This is a genomic window from Nonomuraea typhae (assembly GCF_009760925.1).
GTDB classification, from domain to species: domain Bacteria; phylum Actinomycetota; class Actinomycetes; order Streptosporangiales; family Streptosporangiaceae; genus Nonomuraea; species Nonomuraea typhae.
The window spans coordinates 569,215-583,655 of the sequence record NZ_VRLV01000006.1; the positions used below are offsets into that span (position 1 = coordinate 569,215).

Genomic DNA, 14,441 nt, shown 5'->3' on the forward strand with positions numbered 1-14,441 from the left:
GCCCGATGGCCGGGAGGTGATTCGCCCCTAGCGTCGGGGAGCATGACGTTTCTTGTGACCGGAGCGACCGGCAAGGCGGGCCGGCACGTGGTCGACGGTCTGCTGCGGCAGGGCCAGAAGGTGCGGGCGCTGACCAGGAACCCGGGCCGGGTGCGCCTGCCCGACGCGGTCGAGGTGGTCAAGGGGGACCTGGCCGACCCGGCGACGCTGGAGGGGCTGTTCGACGGGGTGACGGGCGTCCATCTGCTGACCGCGGCCGGCGACGACTACGCCACCCTGCAGACGGGACGCGAGCTGGTCGAGCTGGCCCGGAAGGCGGGGGTGCGCCGGGCGACGCTGCTCTGGAACGGGCACGTCGGCCCGGTGGAGACGGCGTTCGAGGACAGCGACCTGGAGTGGACCCGCCTGGAGGCGGTCGACTTCATGGGCAACACCCTGGGCTGGGCCGGGGCGGTCAAGGCGGAGGGCCGGGTTTCCGCGGCGTTCGTGGACGTGCCGGGGGCGGTCGTGCACGAGGCGGACGTCGGAGCTGTGTCGGCCCGGATTCTGGTCGAGGGCGGGCACGCGGGCAAGGCGTACTCGCTGACCGGCCCGGAGGCGCTCACCGCCCGCGAGCGGCTGGCCGTACTCGCCGAGGGGCTGGGCAGGAGCCTGGAGCTCACGGAGCTGACCGAGGCGCAGGCGCGTGAGGGCTGGCGGCAGGCCGGGTACGACGAGGAGATGATCGACATCCTGGCCGGCTGGCAGAGCGATCCGCCGGCCGCGGCGCGTACGGTGGTGGCGACGGTCGAGGAGATCACCGGGCGCCCGCCGCTGACGTTCACGCAGTGGGTGAGTGAGCACGTGGAAAACTTCCAGCCAGACATCCGATGAAGGGCCTAGCGCGGCTCACCTTTTGAGGTGATCGCACGGAATTGTCGGCAATAGATCCGATCTCAGGGATTGACGGAATGCGTCTGTCGAAGTCAGATCGTGGGTAACCCCCCGATAGTACGGAAGGCAGGTGCACATGGCTCAGCCCAAGGAGCCCGGCAAGAAGCAGCCCCCGAGGATCCATTCCAAGAAGGTTCGCACCCGCGGCGAGGAGACCACCTGGCACAAGCCCGACTACCAGGTCGTCGAGGCGTCGATGGAGATGTCCGCTTACTTCCTCGCCACCAGGTAACCGGACGCGATGCGCCTGCAGGTGCTAGGCACCGCTGCGGGCGGCGGCGTCCCTCAGTGGAACTGCGCGTGCCCCGGTTGCTCCGGGGCGCGCGCACACCCCTCGTGGCGCCGCCGTCACGCCGGCCTCGCCGTCCAGATCGCCGCTCGCGTGGTCGTCGTCAACGCCACTCCGGACATCGCCGCCCAGCTCGAGGACTGTCCCTGGCTGGAGCCCGACCGGGCCGGCGCGCCGCCGGTGGTGCTCACCGACGCCGAACTCGACCACACGCTCGGCCTGCTGCGCATGCGCGAGGCCGCCGAGCTGGAGGTCGCGGCCACCCCTGCCGTACGGCATGCGCTGGGTCCCCTCGAGGAGATCCTGCGCCCCTACGCCCCGATCCGCTGGCACGACCTGGCCGGCTTCGCCGAACCCATCCCCGTCTCCGGCAAACGCCCTCGCTACGCCGCCGAGGGCGGCCCCGAGGACGCCGGCTGGGTGTCGGCGCTGCGGTTCACCGACGGGACGGCCGGCCTTGTGTACGCTCCGGCCATGGGCGTCTGGAGCCCGGAGCTGGACGCCGCCTTCGCCGCGGCCGACTGTGTGATCGTCGACGGCACGTTCTGGGATGACGAGGAGCCCCGCCGTACCGGAATCTCGAGCAAGACGGCGACCGGCATGGGCCATCTCCCGATCGAGGCCACCATGGAACGCCTGGCGGCGCTGCCCGGACGCCGCCTCTACACCCACCTCAACAACACCAACCCCCTCGTGGACCCCGGCGCCGAGCACCACAAGGTCTTGGCCGAGCTGGGCATCGAGGTGGCCGCCGACGGGATGGTGATCGAGCTGTGAACCCTTTCGAGGTCGAGCTGCGGGCGGTGCCCGAGCAGCGTTACCACCATTTGCACCCGTTCAACCTGCGGATGCACGCCGGTGAGCTGTCGCGGGAGGAGCTGCGCGGCTGGATACTCAACCGCTTCCACTACCAGCGCCACATCCCGGTGAAGGACGCTCACATCCTGGCCAAGTTCGACACCCCGGCCCTGCGGCGCATGTGGCTGCGCCGTATCCAGGACCACGACGGCGCCGCGCCCGGCGAGGGCGGCATCGAGCGGTGGCTGCGCCTGGGCGAGGCCGCGGGGCTCGACCGCGAGGAGCTGCTGTCGGGCGAGGGCGTCCTTCCCGGGGTACGGCTGGCGGTCGACGGATACGTGAACCTGTGCCGCCACGGCACCCTGCTGGAGGCGGTGGCCGCCTCGCTGACCGAGTTGTTCGCCCCCGACATCATGCGCACCAGGATCGCCGCCTTCGAGAAGCACTACCCGTGGATCGACGCGGAAGGGCTGCGGTACTTCCAGATCCGGGTTCATCAGGGCAGGCAGGACAGCGGGGAGGCGCTGGCCCTCGTTCTCGACTGGGCGCGCGGCCGTGGCGACCAGGAGAGGGCGGTCGCGGCGCTGCGCTTCAAGTGCGAGGTGCTGTGGGCGCTGCTCGACGCGGTGGACGGAGCATACCGATGAGCGAGTGGCGTCCGGCGCTGTCCCGCTCGGCGATGTTGCGCCACTGCGACGTACGGCAGGCCGAGCTGCTCATCGTCCCGGAGCGGATCGTGGTCCTGAACGACGAGGCGGCCGAGATCGTCGGCCTGTGCGACGGCCGCCGGACCGTGGCCGAGATCGTCGCGGAGTTTCCCGAGGAAGCCGGGCCGGACGTGAGCGAGTTCCTGGAGCGCGTGCGGGCCGAGGGGTGGTTGCGGTGAACCCGCCCTGGGCGATGCTGGCCGAGCTGACCCACGGGTGCCCGCTGCGCTGCCCGTACTGCTCGAACCCCACCGAACTGGTCGCCAGAGACTCCGAGCTGGAGACGGGCGAATGGGCGCGGGTCTTCCGCGAGGCGGCGGCGCTCGGCGTGGTGCACGCCCATCTGTCCGGCGGCGAGCCGCTGCTGCGCCGGGACCTGGTCGAGATCGTCGCCGCGGCGCGTGCGGCCGGGATCTTCACCCAGCTCGTGACCAGCGGCGTCGGCCTGGCCGGGCGGCGCGTGGCCGAGCTGGTCGAGGCGGGGCTGCACAGCGTGCAGCTGTCGGTCCAGGCCGCCTCGGGCGCGGACTCCGACCGGATCGCGGGGCGCAGGAGCTTCATGGCCAAGGAGCTCGCGGCGGCGGCGGTCGTGGAGGCGGGGCTGCCGCTGGGCCTCAACGTGGTGTTGCACCGGCACAACCTCGACCAGATCGAGGAGATCATCGAGCTGGGGCTGGCCTGGGGCGCCGAGCGGATCGAGCTGGCCAACACCCAGTTCTACGGCTGGGGCCTGCTGAACAGGGAGGCGTTGCTGCCGACGCGTGAGCAGCTGGCCAGGGCTTCCACCATAGTCACGAAATATCGTGCCAAAACGGAGGTTGAGCTGATCTGGGTGATCCCGGATTACTTCGACGGCATCCCCAAACCGTGCATGGGCGGCTGGGGCGCCATCTCGATCACCGTCGCCCCGGACGGCCGGGTCCTGCCCTGTCCCGCCGCCTACGACCTGCCGCTGGAGGCGCCCAACGTGCGCGAGCACCCGCTGAGCTGGATCTGGCGGGACTCGCCTGCCTTCAACGCCTATCGCGGCACGGAGTGGATGTCCGAGCCGTGCCGGAGCTGCCCGCGCAAGGAACTGGACTTCGGCGGCTGCCGCTGCCAGACGTACGCGCTGACCGGCGACGCCGCCAGGACCGACCCCGCCTGCCGCCTCTCACCCGACCACCACCTGGTCACCGAGCTGACGGGCGGCTCCCAGCCGTTCGTCTACCGGGAACTGGCGGTACGGCCCAGCGCCGCGGGTCGGTCAGCCCCTTGAGGCCCTTGCGCACGTCGTAGCCGGAGGCGCCCAGCCGTTCGCGGGAGGACTGGAGCATCCGCTGGGTGGCGGGCATGAACGCGCGGTCGTGCAACGGCTCCGGCAGCGCGTTCATGGCCAGGCTGAAGGCCCGCAGCCCGGCGGTCACCGCCGCCTGCGGCACCTCGGGCAGCGCCCGGTACATCCGCCGGGCCCACGCCGGCAGCGTGTAGTAGCACAACGCCCCGAACGGGAACCAGAGCGGCTTGCCCGGCGCCAGCAGGCGCATCTCCTTGGGCAGCCGCGGCCACATGAGGAAGCGCACGGTGGCGGCCGACTCGTCGATGACGCGCAGCTTGGGGCGCATCTCCTTGAAGTAGGCGGCCATCTCGGCCCGGGAGCCGGGCACGTCCTCGGGGTGCAGGCCGACGTAGCCGGCGCTTCTGCGCTGCTCGGCGAGGTAGCGGTCGGCCTGGCGGCCGGTGAGGGCCAGGCCGCCCCGCCGTACCACCTCCAGGTAGGAGGAGACCTCGGCGCAGTGCACCCACAGCAGCAGCTCGGGGTCGTCCACCCGGTGGGTGCGGCCGTCGCTGGAGATGCGCAGCGAGCGGTGGATGCCGCGCACGCGGCGGCCGATCTCCTCGGCCTCGGCGGGGGTGCCGAACGTGGTGCGGCCGACGAAGTCCGCGGTGCGGCGCAGGCGGCCGAAGGGGTCTTCCTGGAAGGTGGAGTTCTGCCAGACGCCGCGCATCGCCAGGGGGTGGAGCGCCTGGAGCATCAGCCCGCGCACGCCGCCGACCCACATGCAGCGGTCGAGGTGGACCCGCCAGGTGGCGGTCTGCGGCGGCTGGACGACGATCTCTTCGATGCTCGCCATAGTAAGTAGATAATTACATTACATTCGACCTTATGTCCAAGAAGTGAGCTTCGGCGGCATTCCAGAAGCGCACCAGCGCCTGCGCGGTCGTCTCCGGGGCCTCCACGGCCGGAGAGTGGACCGCTCCCGGCACCACCATGCACTCCGCGCCGAGCCTGGCCGCCATGTGCCGCTGGATGTCGGTGGGCCAGCCGTCGTCGTGCTCGCCGAACAGCACCAGCGTCGGGATCTCGACCTGCCGCAGCTCCTCGGTGCGGTCGTGCATGCTCAGCACCTCCTCGGCCATCCGGGTCAGGCCCGTGGGTGAATTGGCCAGCAGCCGCTTGCGCAGGAACGCCACGATCTCGTCGGGCACGCCGTTGGCCAGCGCCTCGGCTTCGAACCTGGTGTGCCAGAGGTGCTCGAGACCGTGCTCGGGCAGCTCCTTCATGATCTTGCGGCCGTTGTGCGCCCGCTGCCCGGTGATCGCCGACGGCCCGGAGCTCATCAGCGTGAACGAGGCGAACTTCGTGCGCCCGTCGATCACCGCCTCGCGCGCCACCAGCCCGCCGAAGGAGTGGCCGACCAGGTGGATCGGCTCGCCGCCGCCGAGGTCGTGCGCGATCGTGTCCACGTCGGCGCCCAGGGCCGCGCAGGTGTAGGCGTCGGGGTCGTCGGGGCCCGGCGTCTCGTACTGCCCGCGCAGGTCGATCGCGAGCACGCGGCGGCCCGACTGGGCCAGCGTCTGCATGACCGCGATGAAGTCTTCCTTGCTGCCGGTCAGGCCCGGCACCAGCAGCGCGGGCCAGCGTTCCACGACGCCGCTCACCGGCAGCGCCTCGAGGGCCGCGAAAACGCCCAGCGACGTCTCGATGCGCTGGGGGACGACGCCAGGTGGCAGGTTCAGGAATCGCGGCGTACTCACGTGGGGCAACAATACCCAGAGCTCATGGCAACGACACCAGCAAACCGGGTACGCTGGTGCGAGTTCTGGGGAGTTGTGAGGTATGAGTACGGTTGAGATACACCCGGCGACCTCATGGGACGACGTCGTACAGGTCTTCGGGCCCAACGGGGCGCAGGGCGGATGCTGGTGCATGTGGTTCCGGGCCACAAACAACGAGTTCCGGTCCTGGCCGAAAGAGGAGCGCCGTGACCGGCTGCGCGACCTGATCGAATCCGGCGACCCCGCGCCCGGCCTCGTGGGCTACCTGGACGACACCCCCGCCGGATGGGTGGCCGTGGCGCCCCGCGAGGACTACCCGCGCCTGGCCCGCTCCGCGGTCACGAAACCGCTCGACCTGAGCGAGCCCGGCGTCTGGTCCGTCACCTGCTTCTACGTCACCCGCGCCGGCCGCGGCCACGGCCTGCCCGCCGCCCTGCTGGCCGCCGCCGTCGACTACGCCCGTACGGCCGGCGCCCGAGCCCTGGAGGGCTACCCTGCGGACGCCGCCCGCAAGCTCCAGGCGGGGGAGCTCTACCACGGCTGGCCGTCGTTGTTCACCGGCGCGGGCTTCACCGAGGTGGCCAGGCCGAGCCCGGCCCGGCCGGTCATGCGCCGCACCCTGTGAGGTTCACCTCACGCAGTCCGTGCTCTCGTCGAGGACCTTCGGGCAGGACCCGGGCAGCTTCGGCGCCTCGTCCCGCCACCGGAGGTCGTCGAACTCCACGCTGTGGATCACCCGCCCGGACGCGTCGAGGGTCTGCCGGGCGTTGAGCTGCCCGCTGTCCTCCCATACGAGCAGGCGCGCGTTCGCACGCCGGACCTCCACGACGACCCGCCCGCTGAGATCCCGCGGCCTGGCGAACCCCTGCACACCCGGCATCCTCTGCAGCACGCACGAGCGCCGGAACGCTCCCCTGCATGGCGGATTCCAGACGCCGCCTGGCCCGGTGCAGGCGCACGAAGAACGCGGGAACCGAACACCCCACCACCTTCGCCGCCCGCGCCGACGACAGCCCGTGCCAGGAGACGAGCGTGAGCACTTCCTTGTCCTCATCGCTCAAGGTCGCCAGCGCGGCCAACACCGCCGCCCGCCGCGCCACCTCCTCGGCCACGTCGGCCTCGGCCTCGCCCGCCCAGGTCCGCAGGGCCGTCTCCAGCGCCGCCTGCCGTACCTCGTCCCGGTAGAGCTCACGGACGACGTTGCGCGCCACCCCCAGCAGCCACGGCAGGACCGCCCGGCGCGGCAGGTCGGCCCGGCGCCGCCAGGCCACCGCGAACGTCTCGCTCACCACCTCCTCGGCCAGCCGCCGCCCGCACCGGCTCACCGCGTAGGCGAACACGTGGGGATGCAGTCGGTCGTAGAGATCGGCGAACTCCTTCTCACCCAGCACCCTGAGCCCCTTCGACGTCGTTCACGGGGTAATGACGGGCGGCGGGCCGTTCTTACACCAGGGCATGAAAAAAGGGCGCATGCCCACAGGTGGACACGCGCCCTTCTCAGGCGGGAACTCAGCCCTGGCGGCGGCGGTTGCCACCACCAGTGCGCGGGCGGCCGTTACGCCGCTGCGCCTGGCGCTCCGAGGCCGCGGACGGGGCGATGTCGTCGTCGTCCGTGGCCAGGTCGGGTGACTGGAAGATCACCGTGAACGGGTTCGGCGGGACGATCCGCTCCGGCTCCCGGCGCACCGGCGCGGGCGGCGCCGCCAGGAAGCTCGGCTCGGGCTCGTCGTAGCCGAACGGACGGGCGTCGGTGAGCGCGCTGTCGATCGCCTCGGTGGCCGCCCCGCTGCGCGCACGGGTACGGCGAGCGGGCTTCACCTCCTCGACCGGCTCGGCCTCCTGCACATCGGCGAACCGAGTACGGCGGGCGGGCCCGGCCTCCTCCACGTCGGCGAGCACGTCGCCGGCTGCGGCGGCGAGCTCGTCGTGGGAGATGATGGCCGGAGTCTCCTCGGCCCTGCGCGGCCGGCGGCGCCTGTCCATGCTCTCGCCCTCCACGGTCTCTGCGATCTCGGCCTGCTCGACGGTCTCGGCACCCTCCACGCCCTCGGCCACCCGGCCACCGCGGGTGCGGCGGCGCTGGCGCGGCGCGCGGGGCGGGCGCTCCTCGCGCTCGTCCCGGCGGCGGCCCCTGACGCGGGACTTGCCGGTCTCGCCCAGATCCTCGAGCTGCTCGGCCGCCAGGCCGGCCCGGGAGCGGCTGGCATGCGGCAGCACGCCCTTGGTGCCCTCGGGAATGTCCAGCTCGGAGAAGACATGCGGCGAGGTGGAGTAGGTCTCCACAGGCTCGGCGAACTCACCGCCGAGCATGTTGTTGATCATCTTCCAGCGGGTCAGCTCCTCCCACTCCACGAACGTGACCGCGATGCCCGTGCGACCCGCGCGGCCGGTACGGCCGATGCGGTGCACGTAGGTCTTGTCGTCGGTGGGACAGTCGTAGTTGACCACGTGGGTGACGTCGTCGATGTCGATGCCGCGGGCGGCCACGTCGGTGGCGACCAGCACGTCGATCTTGCCGTTGCGGAAGGCGCGCAGCGCCTGCTCGCGCTGGCCCTGGCCGAGGTCGCCGTGGACCGCCGCGACGGCGAAGCCGCGGGTGTCGAGCTGCTCGGCGACCATGTCGCAGGCGCGCTTGGTCTCGCAGAACACCATGGTCAGACCGCGCTCGCGGGCCTGCAACAGGCGGCCCACGATCTCGATCTTGTCCATGCGGTGCACGCGCCAGACGATCTGGCGCACCTGCGGCGTGGCCTCGCCCTCGCCGGCGTCGTGCTCGGCGCGGACGTGGGTGGGCCGGTTGAGGTACTTGCGCGACAGCGCGACGATCTCGCCCGGCATCGTGGCCGAGAAGAGCATCGTCTGCCGCTCGGCGGGGATCAGGTTGAAGATCCGCTCGATGTCGGGCAGGAAGCCCAGGTCGAGCATGCGGTCGGCCTCGTCGAGCACCAGCGAGGTGATCTGGCCGAGGTCCAGGTGCTTCTGCTTGACCAGGTCGAGGAGCCGGCCCGGGGTGCCGACGATGACGTCGACCCCGGCCTTCAGCGCCTCGATCTGCGGCTCGTAGGCGCGCCCGCCGTACACGGTGAGGACGCGGGAGCCGAGCTTTCCAGCGGCGGTCACGAGGTCCTCGCTGACCTGAATGGCCAGCTCGCGGGTGGGCACGACGACGAGGCCGCGCGGCTTCTTGCGGTTCTTGCGCGGCTTGCCGATGCTCTGCAGCATCGCGATGCCGAACGCGTAGGTCTTGCCAGTGCCCGTGCGGGCCTGGCCGATGACGTCCTGGCCGCTCAGTGCGAGCGGGAGCGCCATCTCCTGAATCGGGAACGGTGCGGTGATGCCCTCGGTTTCGAGGGCATCCGCGATCTCTGGTGTGACTCCGAGGTCTCGGAAAGTCGTCAGCGTGGCCTGCCTCAGTCTCAAATGAAGGCGGGCCTGCCGGGACCAGCGGGTCGTAACCTGGGTCCTCGCGGTAGAGCCAGCCCTCTCGCGTCATCAGCGACCGCAGGCCCGGGGAGCGGGGAGCATCGGGAGAGAACCCCCCGAATTCACACAGTGCGGTCGCACTTTCACAGAGCAGTGTACTCGATACCACAACGCTGCCTGTGTTCCTAAAGATTCCCCGAGATTCGCCGAAGTACGCTGCCTTCCATGAATGAGTCCCCTGGTGTCGTGGATCTGCTTGGTGTGCTGGCCTATGCGGAGTTGAGCGCGTTCATGCGGCTCACGGAGGACGCCGGCCAGTTCGCGCCCACCCTCAGCGACCGGGCCGCGCTGGGCGAACTGGCCGTGGCCGAGTTCGGACACTTCCGGCTCGTGCGCGCGAAACTCACCGAGCTCGGCGCCGATCCCGACGCGGCCATGGCCCCCTTCGTCGAGGCCCTGGACGGCTGGCACACCCAGACCCGGCCGGGCGACTGGCTGGAGGCGCTGGTCAAGGCGTACGTCGGCACGGGGATCGCGCTCGACTTCTACCGCGAGGCCGCCCGGCACCTGGACGCCTCCATCGCCGCACTGGTCGACGAGGTGGTCGCCGACCAGGAGCGGTCGGAGTTCGCCATCGAGCGGGTGCGTGACGCGCTGGCGGCCGACCCCGCGGCCGCGGGCCGGCTCGCCCTGTGGGCCAGGAGGCTGGTCGGCGAGGCGCTCAGCCAGGGGCAGCGGGTCGCGGCCGCCCGTCCCGAGCTGGCTCAGCTGCTCGTGGAGGCCGTGGCCGACGACCAGGCCGAGATCTCGCGGCTGTTCGCCCGGCTGACCGAGCAGCACGGCAAGCGGATGGCGGCGCTGGGCATCTGATCCTGGCCTTCGGGCGGCACGGGGACACGAAAGGGTTGTACCGTGCGGTCATGAGGGCCACGCGCCGCTACGGCAGCTGCTCCACCAGATGTGCGCAGAATCACTGGATCGCCCGACCTATCATGAGCCGGCAGAGTTCGCCCTGCCCTGCGGTGGATCGCCGGCACGCGCCGGTGACCGTACGCCGGGGACGCTGGTGCCGGATCTCCCGTTGACCTGCTGAACTTCCGGTCCGGGAACGTTGTCCGCGCACGAGGGCGGCCCATACGCGGCGCCGCCCTCGTGAAGGAACTTCGGCTACAGGGTGCCGCCGAAACCGACGGGACGCTGCTCGTCCTCACCGATCTCGACGAAGCCCAGCGCCGCTACGGGAACCACCACGCGGCGGCCCTTGGCGTCGGTGATGGCGAAGACGCCGCGCTCGGCGGCCAGTGCCTGCCTGATCTCGGACTCCACCTGCTCGGAGGTGAGGTCGGTTTCGATAACGAGCTCACGGTGTACCGAACGTACGCCGATCTTGACTTCCATCGTGGTGCTCCCTTTCGACGGGCCTGCACCCATCGTCGCCGCTCCCCAGCCCGGAAACGCCGCTGATCGCGCCCAGCGAACGGGTTTACGCCGTACGCGGAAAACCGCTGATGCCCCGCCAGGCCAGCCTGGCCATCAGCTGCTCGGCGGCGTCCTTCGGGATGGAGCCGTGGGTGGTCACCCAGTAGCGCGCGCTCACCTCGGCCATGCCGACCAGGCCCACGCCCAGCAGGTGCGCCTCCTCGCTGGAGCAGCCGGTGTCCTCCTGGATGACGGCGCTGACCATCTCCGCGCACTCGCGCAGCGAGCGTTCGACCCGCTGGCGCACGGGCGCCACGTTGCGCAGGTCGGACTCGAAGACCAGCCGGAATGCCTCGCCCTGGCTGGAGACGAAGTCGAAGAAGGCGCTGAAGGTCGCCTGCACACGCAGTTTGTTCTCGTTCGTGGAGGCCAGCGCCTCGCGGCAGCGGCCCACCATGTCGTCCACGTGGAGGTCGAGCAGCGCAAGGTACAGCTCGAGCTTGCCCGGGAAGTGCTGGTAGAGAACGGGCTTGCTGACCCCCGCCCGGTCGGCGATCTCGTCCATGGCGGCGGCGTGGTAGCCGTTCTCGACGAACACTTCCTGCGCGGCAGTGAGCAGCTGCCTGCGGCGGGCGAGTCGGGGCAGCCGGGTGCCCCGGGGCTTGGCGTCCGGGGTAGCGGTCACGCGCGTCTCCATAGGTCTTCTCTAGCGGGTTGGGACATCCTACGTGCGGGTAACCATCCCGCGCTCGATGGCTTCAGCGATAGTCGTCATCGTCGTAGTCCACCACGCGATCCTGCTCGGCCGCGTCGGCCGGATCGACCTCCAGGGGATACTCCCGGCGCGGGTCCTCCTGGTCGCGTAGCTGGCGATGTTGCTCCGCCGCGTCGGCCTCGGGCGTCTCCGGCGACAACTCGTCATCGTCGAAGGGGAGGTCGTCCCCGCGTACGTCCATCTCCGACATCTCAGATCCCCTTTTCCGGTGCGGACGGATCCAGCCTACGCCCGGGCGAAAAGGTCGCCGTGCTCCTCCACGCGGGCCAGCACGTCGGCGGCGGTGAAGACGAGGTCGCCGGGATGTCCGCACTCCTCCACCTCTTCCCACGTCAGGGGGGTGGAGACGGTCGGGTACGGCCTGGCGCGCAGGGAGTAAGGCGCGATGGTGGTCTTGGCGGGGTTGTTCTGACTCCAGTCGATGAAGACCTTGCCGGGCCTGGCCTTCTTCGCCATCACGCTGACCACCAGGGCGGGGTCGGCCTTCTCCAGGCGCTGGGCCAGCTCCTTGGCGTAGGCCGAGGGCTCCTGCCTGCCGTCCCAGGGGGCGTAGAGCTGCATGCCCTTGCTGCCGCTGGTCTTGGGCCGGGCGTTCAGGCCGTCGGCCGCCAGCACCTCGCGCAGCGCCAGCGCCACCCGGCAGCACTCCACGATCGTGGCGGGGGCGCCCGGGTCGAGGTCGAAGACCAGGGTGTCGGGCGGCCGCGCCGTACCGTCGGGGGACACGCGCCATTGCGGGACGTGCAGTTCGAGGGCGGCGAGGTTGGCGTAGTACACGAGGCTCGGCAGGTCGCCCACGATGGCGAAGTCGATGGTGTCACGGTCCATGGTGCTGCCCGGCACGGGCAGGGTGGCGCGGCGGAGCCACTCGGGAACGTGGCTCGGGGCGTTCTTCTCGAAGAAGAAGGCGCCGTCCACGCCGTTCGGGTAGCGCTTGGCCGTCAGAGGGCGGCCGGCGAGGTGGGGGAGCAGGACGGGGGCGATGCGTGAGTAGTAGTCGATGACCTCGGCCTTGGTGAAGCCGGCCTCGGGGTAGAGCACTTTGCCGAGGTTGGTCAGGACGAGGTCGCGCCCGTCCACGCGCACGGGCGTCTTGGAGCTCACAGCAGTACCTCCGCGGGAATCTTGTCCGGCCGCAGTCCGCGCCAGACCGGGTGACGAAGCCGCAGGTCATCGGTCACCATCGTGTAAGCGACCTCCCCTACCAGATCGGGTCTAACCCAGTGGTTTCGCCAAGGGACCGCATTGCGGAACGGATTGTGCGCGATCTCCAGCGGCCGCAGGGCCGCGAGGAGCCCGGTCAGCGCGGCCTCGGTGAACCCGGTGCCCACGTGTCCCACGTACGTCAGGCCGTGGCCGGTGAAGACGCCCATCAGCAGTGATCCGATACCGCCCTGCCGGCGGCCTTTGCCGGGTTTCCAGCCGCCGATGACCACCTCGCGGGTGCTCAGGTTCTTCACCTTGACCCACCACGGCGAGCGCACGCCCGGCCGGTAGGGCGAGTCGAGGCGCTTGGCGACGACCCCCTCCAGCCCCTGCTCGTGCGTCGCGCCGAGCAGGTCGGATTCTCCGGGGAAGTACGGCGGCGCCCCGATGTCCAGCTCGTCCAGGAGCGCCCGGCGATCCCGGTAGGGCAGGTCGAACAGTGTGGTGCCGTTGAGATAGAGCAGGTCGAAGGGGAGGTAGGTGACCGGGTAGCGCGCGAGCATCAAGGGCTCGGGGTCGGTCAGGTGCATGCGCCGCTGGAGGCGGACGAAGCTGGGGCGCCCGCGGGGGTCGAGCGCGACGACCTCGCCGTCGATGATGGCGTCGCGCAGGCCGAAGGCGGTGATCTCGGGGTAGCGGCGGGTGTACTCGGCGCCGTGCCGGCCGGTGAGGCGGTGCTCGCCGTTGACGTGGATGAGCGTGCGGATGCCATCCCACTTGACCTCGAGGCCGTACCGCTCGCGGTCGGAAGGGAGATCTCCGGCCACGGCGAGCATAGGTTCGACCGGGTATGGCATTGGTTGAGCCATGACGGGTATGTGCCCATTGGTACGCCTTTTTGTAGCCGGTGAGGAGGGTCGATGCGCGCCATCTGGAAAGGTGCGATCTCCTTCGGGCTGGTCACGATCCCGGTGAAGCTGTTCTCGGCGACCGAGCAGAAGGACGTCACCTTCCACCAGGTGCACCGCGAGGACGGCGGCAGGATCCGCTACAAGCGCGTGTGCACGATCGACGGTGAGGAAGTGGCGTACGCCGACATCGCCAAGGGCTACGAGCTGGCCACCGGCGAGATCGTCGTGCTCACCGACGAGGACTTCGAGGATCTGCCGCTGACCACCTCCCGCCGGATCGACGTGCTGCAGTTCGCGCCGGCCGACCAGATCGACCCGATCTACTTCGCCAAGTCCTACTACCTGGAACCCGATGGGCAGGGCGCCAAGCCGTACGTGCTGCTGCGCACCGCGCTGGAGAGTTCCGGGCAGGTGGCGGTGGTGAAGGTGGCGCTGCGTCAGCGGGAGTCGCTGGCCACGCTGCGGGTGCGCGACGGGGTGTTCGTCCTGGAGACGATGCTCTGGCCGGACGAGATCCGCACGCCCGACTTCGGTTTCCTGGAGGAGGACGTCGAGGTCAGGCCGCAGGAGCTGAAGATGGCCGAGTCGCTCATCACCACGATGGAGGCGGACTTCGACCCGACCGAGTACCACGACGCCTACCGCGAAGCGTTGCAGCAGGTGATCGAGGCGAAGGTGGCGGGCAAGGAGGTCATCGCGCCTCCTGCCGGCGAGGAGGAGGCCGGGCCGGCCGTGGACCTCATGGCCGCGCTCCGGGCCAGCGTCGAGGCGGCCAAGCGGGAGCGGTCCGGTGAGAGCGGCACTCCGCGCAAGAAGACCGCGGCGGCCAAAGACGACGACGAAAAAGCAGCCAAAGACGACGAAAAAGCAGCGCGCAAGCGGAAATCCAGGAAGTCCGCCTGAGCGCTGCCCTTTTCTTCCATTCCGTCGTCAGGATGGAAACATGGGTGTGAACACACGTTGGGAGGGGGCCCCATTTGCTGGGGCCCCCTTCTTTCTAC

18 protein-coding genes and 1 pseudogene are annotated in these 14,441 nt (G+C 70.4%); 9 read left to right on the forward strand and 10 right to left on the reverse strand.

Translation table 11 applies throughout. The features are described 5' to 3' along the window. Positions 1-42: 42 nt before the first annotated feature. The 6 genes from FVE25_RS25480 to pqqE all read left to right on the forward strand — a co-directional run bounded on the left by FVE25_RS25480 (position 43) and on the right by pqqE (position 3,985). Complete coding sequence (locus FVE25_RS25480) at positions 43-873, forward strand: NmrA family NAD(P)-binding protein (protein ID WP_157249549.1); 831 nt, start codon at positions 43-45, stop codon at positions 871-873. A 136-nt stretch (positions 874-1,009) separates the two neighbouring features. Then, complete coding sequence (locus FVE25_RS25485) at positions 1,010-1,165, forward strand: hypothetical protein (protein ID WP_157249550.1); 156 nt, start codon at positions 1,010-1,012, stop codon at positions 1,163-1,165. Positions 1,166-1,174: 9 nt separating this feature from the next. Further along, positions 1,175-1,999, forward strand: a complete 825-nt coding sequence (pqqB, locus tag FVE25_RS25490; protein ID WP_157249551.1) for a pyrroloquinoline quinone biosynthesis protein PqqB — start codon at positions 1,175-1,177, stop codon at positions 1,997-1,999. After that, entirely contained in the window at positions 1,996-2,667 is a 672-nt protein-coding gene (pqqC, locus tag FVE25_RS25495; RefSeq protein WP_157249552.1) for a pyrroloquinoline-quinone synthase PqqC, read from the forward strand. Before pqqB ends, pqqC begins: the two co-directional genes overlap by 4 nt. After that, entirely contained in the window at positions 2,664-2,906 is a 243-nt protein-coding gene (gene pqqD, locus FVE25_RS25500; RefSeq protein WP_157249553.1) for a pyrroloquinoline quinone biosynthesis peptide chaperone PqqD, read from the forward strand. The genes pqqC and pqqD overlap by 4 nt, the downstream gene beginning before the upstream one ends. Then, positions 2,903-3,985 carry a pyrroloquinoline quinone biosynthesis protein PqqE gene (gene pqqE, locus FVE25_RS25505; protein WP_181019708.1) on the forward strand — a complete coding sequence of 361 codons (1,083 nt, stop codon included), beginning with the start codon at positions 2,903-2,905 and terminating at the stop codon, positions 3,983-3,985. Before pqqD ends, pqqE begins: the two co-directional genes overlap by 4 nt. On the opposite strand, the gene FVE25_RS25510 is transcribed toward pqqE, so the two are convergent. Continuing rightward, the gene (locus FVE25_RS25510) at positions 3,900-4,841 is read right to left on the reverse strand and encodes an oxygenase MpaB family protein (RefSeq protein ID WP_157249554.1); all 942 of its coding nucleotides are present in this window, start codon (positions 4,839-4,841) and stop codon (positions 3,900-3,902) included. The two genes, pqqE and FVE25_RS25510, sit on opposite strands and share 86 nt — an antisense overlap. A gap of 13 nt (positions 4,842-4,854) precedes the next feature. After that, positions 4,855-5,745 carry an alpha/beta fold hydrolase gene (locus tag FVE25_RS25515; protein WP_157249555.1) on the reverse strand — a complete coding sequence of 297 codons (891 nt, stop codon included), beginning with the start codon at positions 5,743-5,745 and terminating at the stop codon, positions 4,855-4,857. 82 nt (positions 5,746-5,827) lie between these two features. Between FVE25_RS25515 and FVE25_RS25520 the strand changes: the two genes are divergently transcribed. Continuing rightward, positions 5,828-6,391 carry a GNAT family N-acetyltransferase gene (locus FVE25_RS25520; RefSeq protein ID WP_157249556.1) on the forward strand — a complete coding sequence of 188 codons (564 nt, stop codon included), beginning with the start codon at positions 5,828-5,830 and terminating at the stop codon, positions 6,389-6,391. Between the two features lie 3 nt (positions 6,392-6,394). Here the strand turns inward: FVE25_RS25520 and FVE25_RS55380 are convergent, their stop codons facing one another. The 3 genes and pseudogenes from FVE25_RS55380 to FVE25_RS25530 all read right to left on the reverse strand — a co-directional run bounded on the left by FVE25_RS55380 (position 6,395) and on the right by FVE25_RS25530 (position 9,075). Further along, the gene (locus tag FVE25_RS55380) at positions 6,395-6,646 is read right to left on the reverse strand and encodes a hypothetical protein (RefSeq protein WP_246267451.1); all 252 of its coding nucleotides are present in this window, start codon (positions 6,644-6,646) and stop codon (positions 6,395-6,397) included. 100 nt (positions 6,647-6,746) lie between these two features. Further along, positions 6,747-7,157: pseudogene (locus FVE25_RS55385) on the reverse strand (RNA polymerase sigma factor); the annotation flags it as partial. Positions 7,158-7,275: 118 nt separating this feature from the next. Then, positions 7,276-9,075 carry a DEAD/DEAH box helicase gene (locus FVE25_RS25530; protein ID WP_157249557.1) on the reverse strand — a complete coding sequence of 600 codons (1,800 nt, stop codon included), beginning with the start codon at positions 9,073-9,075 and terminating at the stop codon, positions 7,276-7,278. Between the two features lie 339 nt (positions 9,076-9,414). Here FVE25_RS25530 and FVE25_RS25535 point away from each other — a divergent pair, with 339 nt between their 5' ends. After that, the gene (locus FVE25_RS25535; RefSeq protein ID WP_157249558.1) at positions 9,415-10,059 is read left to right on the forward strand and encodes a ferritin-like fold-containing protein; all 645 of its coding nucleotides are present in this window, start codon (positions 9,415-9,417) and stop codon (positions 10,057-10,059) included. A gap of 297 nt (positions 10,060-10,356) precedes the next feature. Here the strand turns inward: FVE25_RS25535 and FVE25_RS25540 are convergent, their stop codons facing one another. The 5 genes from FVE25_RS25540 to ligD (FVE25_RS25560) form a co-directional block, all read right to left on the reverse strand. Then, positions 10,357-10,587 carry a DUF3107 domain-containing protein gene (locus FVE25_RS25540; RefSeq protein ID WP_157249559.1) on the reverse strand — a complete coding sequence of 77 codons (231 nt, stop codon included), beginning with the start codon at positions 10,585-10,587 and terminating at the stop codon, positions 10,357-10,359. Positions 10,588-10,672: 85 nt separating this feature from the next. Continuing rightward, complete coding sequence (locus tag FVE25_RS25545) at positions 10,673-11,293, reverse strand: TetR/AcrR family transcriptional regulator (protein WP_181019709.1); 621 nt, start codon at positions 11,291-11,293, stop codon at positions 10,673-10,675. A gap of 73 nt (positions 11,294-11,366) precedes the next feature. Further along, positions 11,367-11,573 carry a hypothetical protein gene (locus FVE25_RS25550; RefSeq protein ID WP_246267413.1) on the reverse strand — a complete coding sequence of 69 codons (207 nt, stop codon included), beginning with the start codon at positions 11,571-11,573 and terminating at the stop codon, positions 11,367-11,369. 35 nt (positions 11,574-11,608) lie between these two features. After that, positions 11,609-12,487, reverse strand: coding sequence for a non-homologous end-joining DNA ligase (gene ligD / locus FVE25_RS25555; RefSeq protein ID WP_157249561.1), 879 nt, complete (start codon positions 12,485-12,487; stop codon positions 11,609-11,611). Further along, positions 12,484-13,365, reverse strand: coding sequence for a non-homologous end-joining DNA ligase (ligD, locus tag FVE25_RS25560; RefSeq protein ID WP_157249562.1), 882 nt, complete (start codon positions 13,363-13,365; stop codon positions 12,484-12,486). Before ligD (FVE25_RS25560) ends, ligD (FVE25_RS25555) begins: the two co-directional genes overlap by 4 nt. An 84-nt stretch (positions 13,366-13,449) precedes the next feature. Between ligD (FVE25_RS25560) and ku the strand changes: the two genes are divergently transcribed. After that, entirely contained in the window at positions 13,450-14,343 is an 894-nt protein-coding gene (gene ku / locus FVE25_RS25565; RefSeq protein WP_157249563.1) for a non-homologous end joining protein Ku, read from the forward strand. The last annotated feature ends 98 nt before the right edge of the window (positions 14,344-14,441 follow it).

Coding starts and splice junctions, on each gene's coding strand:
- FVE25_RS25540 (WP_157249559.1), bottom strand. CDS start 10,587: ATGGAAGTCAAGATCGGCGTACGTTCGGTACACCGTGAGCTCGTTATC.
- ligD (WP_157249562.1), bottom strand. CDS start 13,365: ATGCTCGCCGTGGCCGGAGATCTCCCTTCCGACCGCGAGCGGTACGGC.
- FVE25_RS25535 (WP_157249558.1), top strand. CDS start 9,415: ATGAATGAGTCCCCTGGTGTCGTGGATCTGCTTGGTGTGCTGGCCTAT.
- FVE25_RS25485 (WP_157249550.1), top strand. CDS start 1,010: ATGGCTCAGCCCAAGGAGCCCGGCAAGAAGCAGCCCCCGAGGATCCAT.
- pqqB (WP_157249551.1), top strand. CDS start 1,175: ATGCGCCTGCAGGTGCTAGGCACCGCTGCGGGCGGCGGCGTCCCTCAG.
- pqqD (WP_157249553.1), top strand. CDS start 2,664: ATGAGCGAGTGGCGTCCGGCGCTGTCCCGCTCGGCGATGTTGCGCCAC.
- FVE25_RS25480 (WP_157249549.1), top strand. CDS start 43: ATGACGTTTCTTGTGACCGGAGCGACCGGCAAGGCGGGCCGGCACGTG.
- ku (WP_157249563.1), top strand. CDS start 13,450: ATGCGCGCCATCTGGAAAGGTGCGATCTCCTTCGGGCTGGTCACGATC.
- FVE25_RS25530 (WP_157249557.1), bottom strand. CDS start 9,075: ATGGCGCTCCCGCTCGCACTGAGCGGCCAGGACGTCATCGGCCAGGCC.
- FVE25_RS25550 (WP_246267413.1), bottom strand. CDS start 11,573: ATGTCGGAGATGGACGTACGCGGGGACGACCTCCCCTTCGACGATGAC.
- FVE25_RS25520 (WP_157249556.1), top strand. CDS start 5,828: ATGAGTACGGTTGAGATACACCCGGCGACCTCATGGGACGACGTCGTA.
- FVE25_RS25510 (WP_157249554.1), bottom strand. CDS start 4,841: ATGGCGAGCATCGAAGAGATCGTCGTCCAGCCGCCGCAGACCGCCACC.
- FVE25_RS55380 (WP_246267451.1), bottom strand. CDS start 6,646: ATGCCGGGTGTGCAGGGGTTCGCCAGGCCGCGGGATCTCAGCGGGCGG.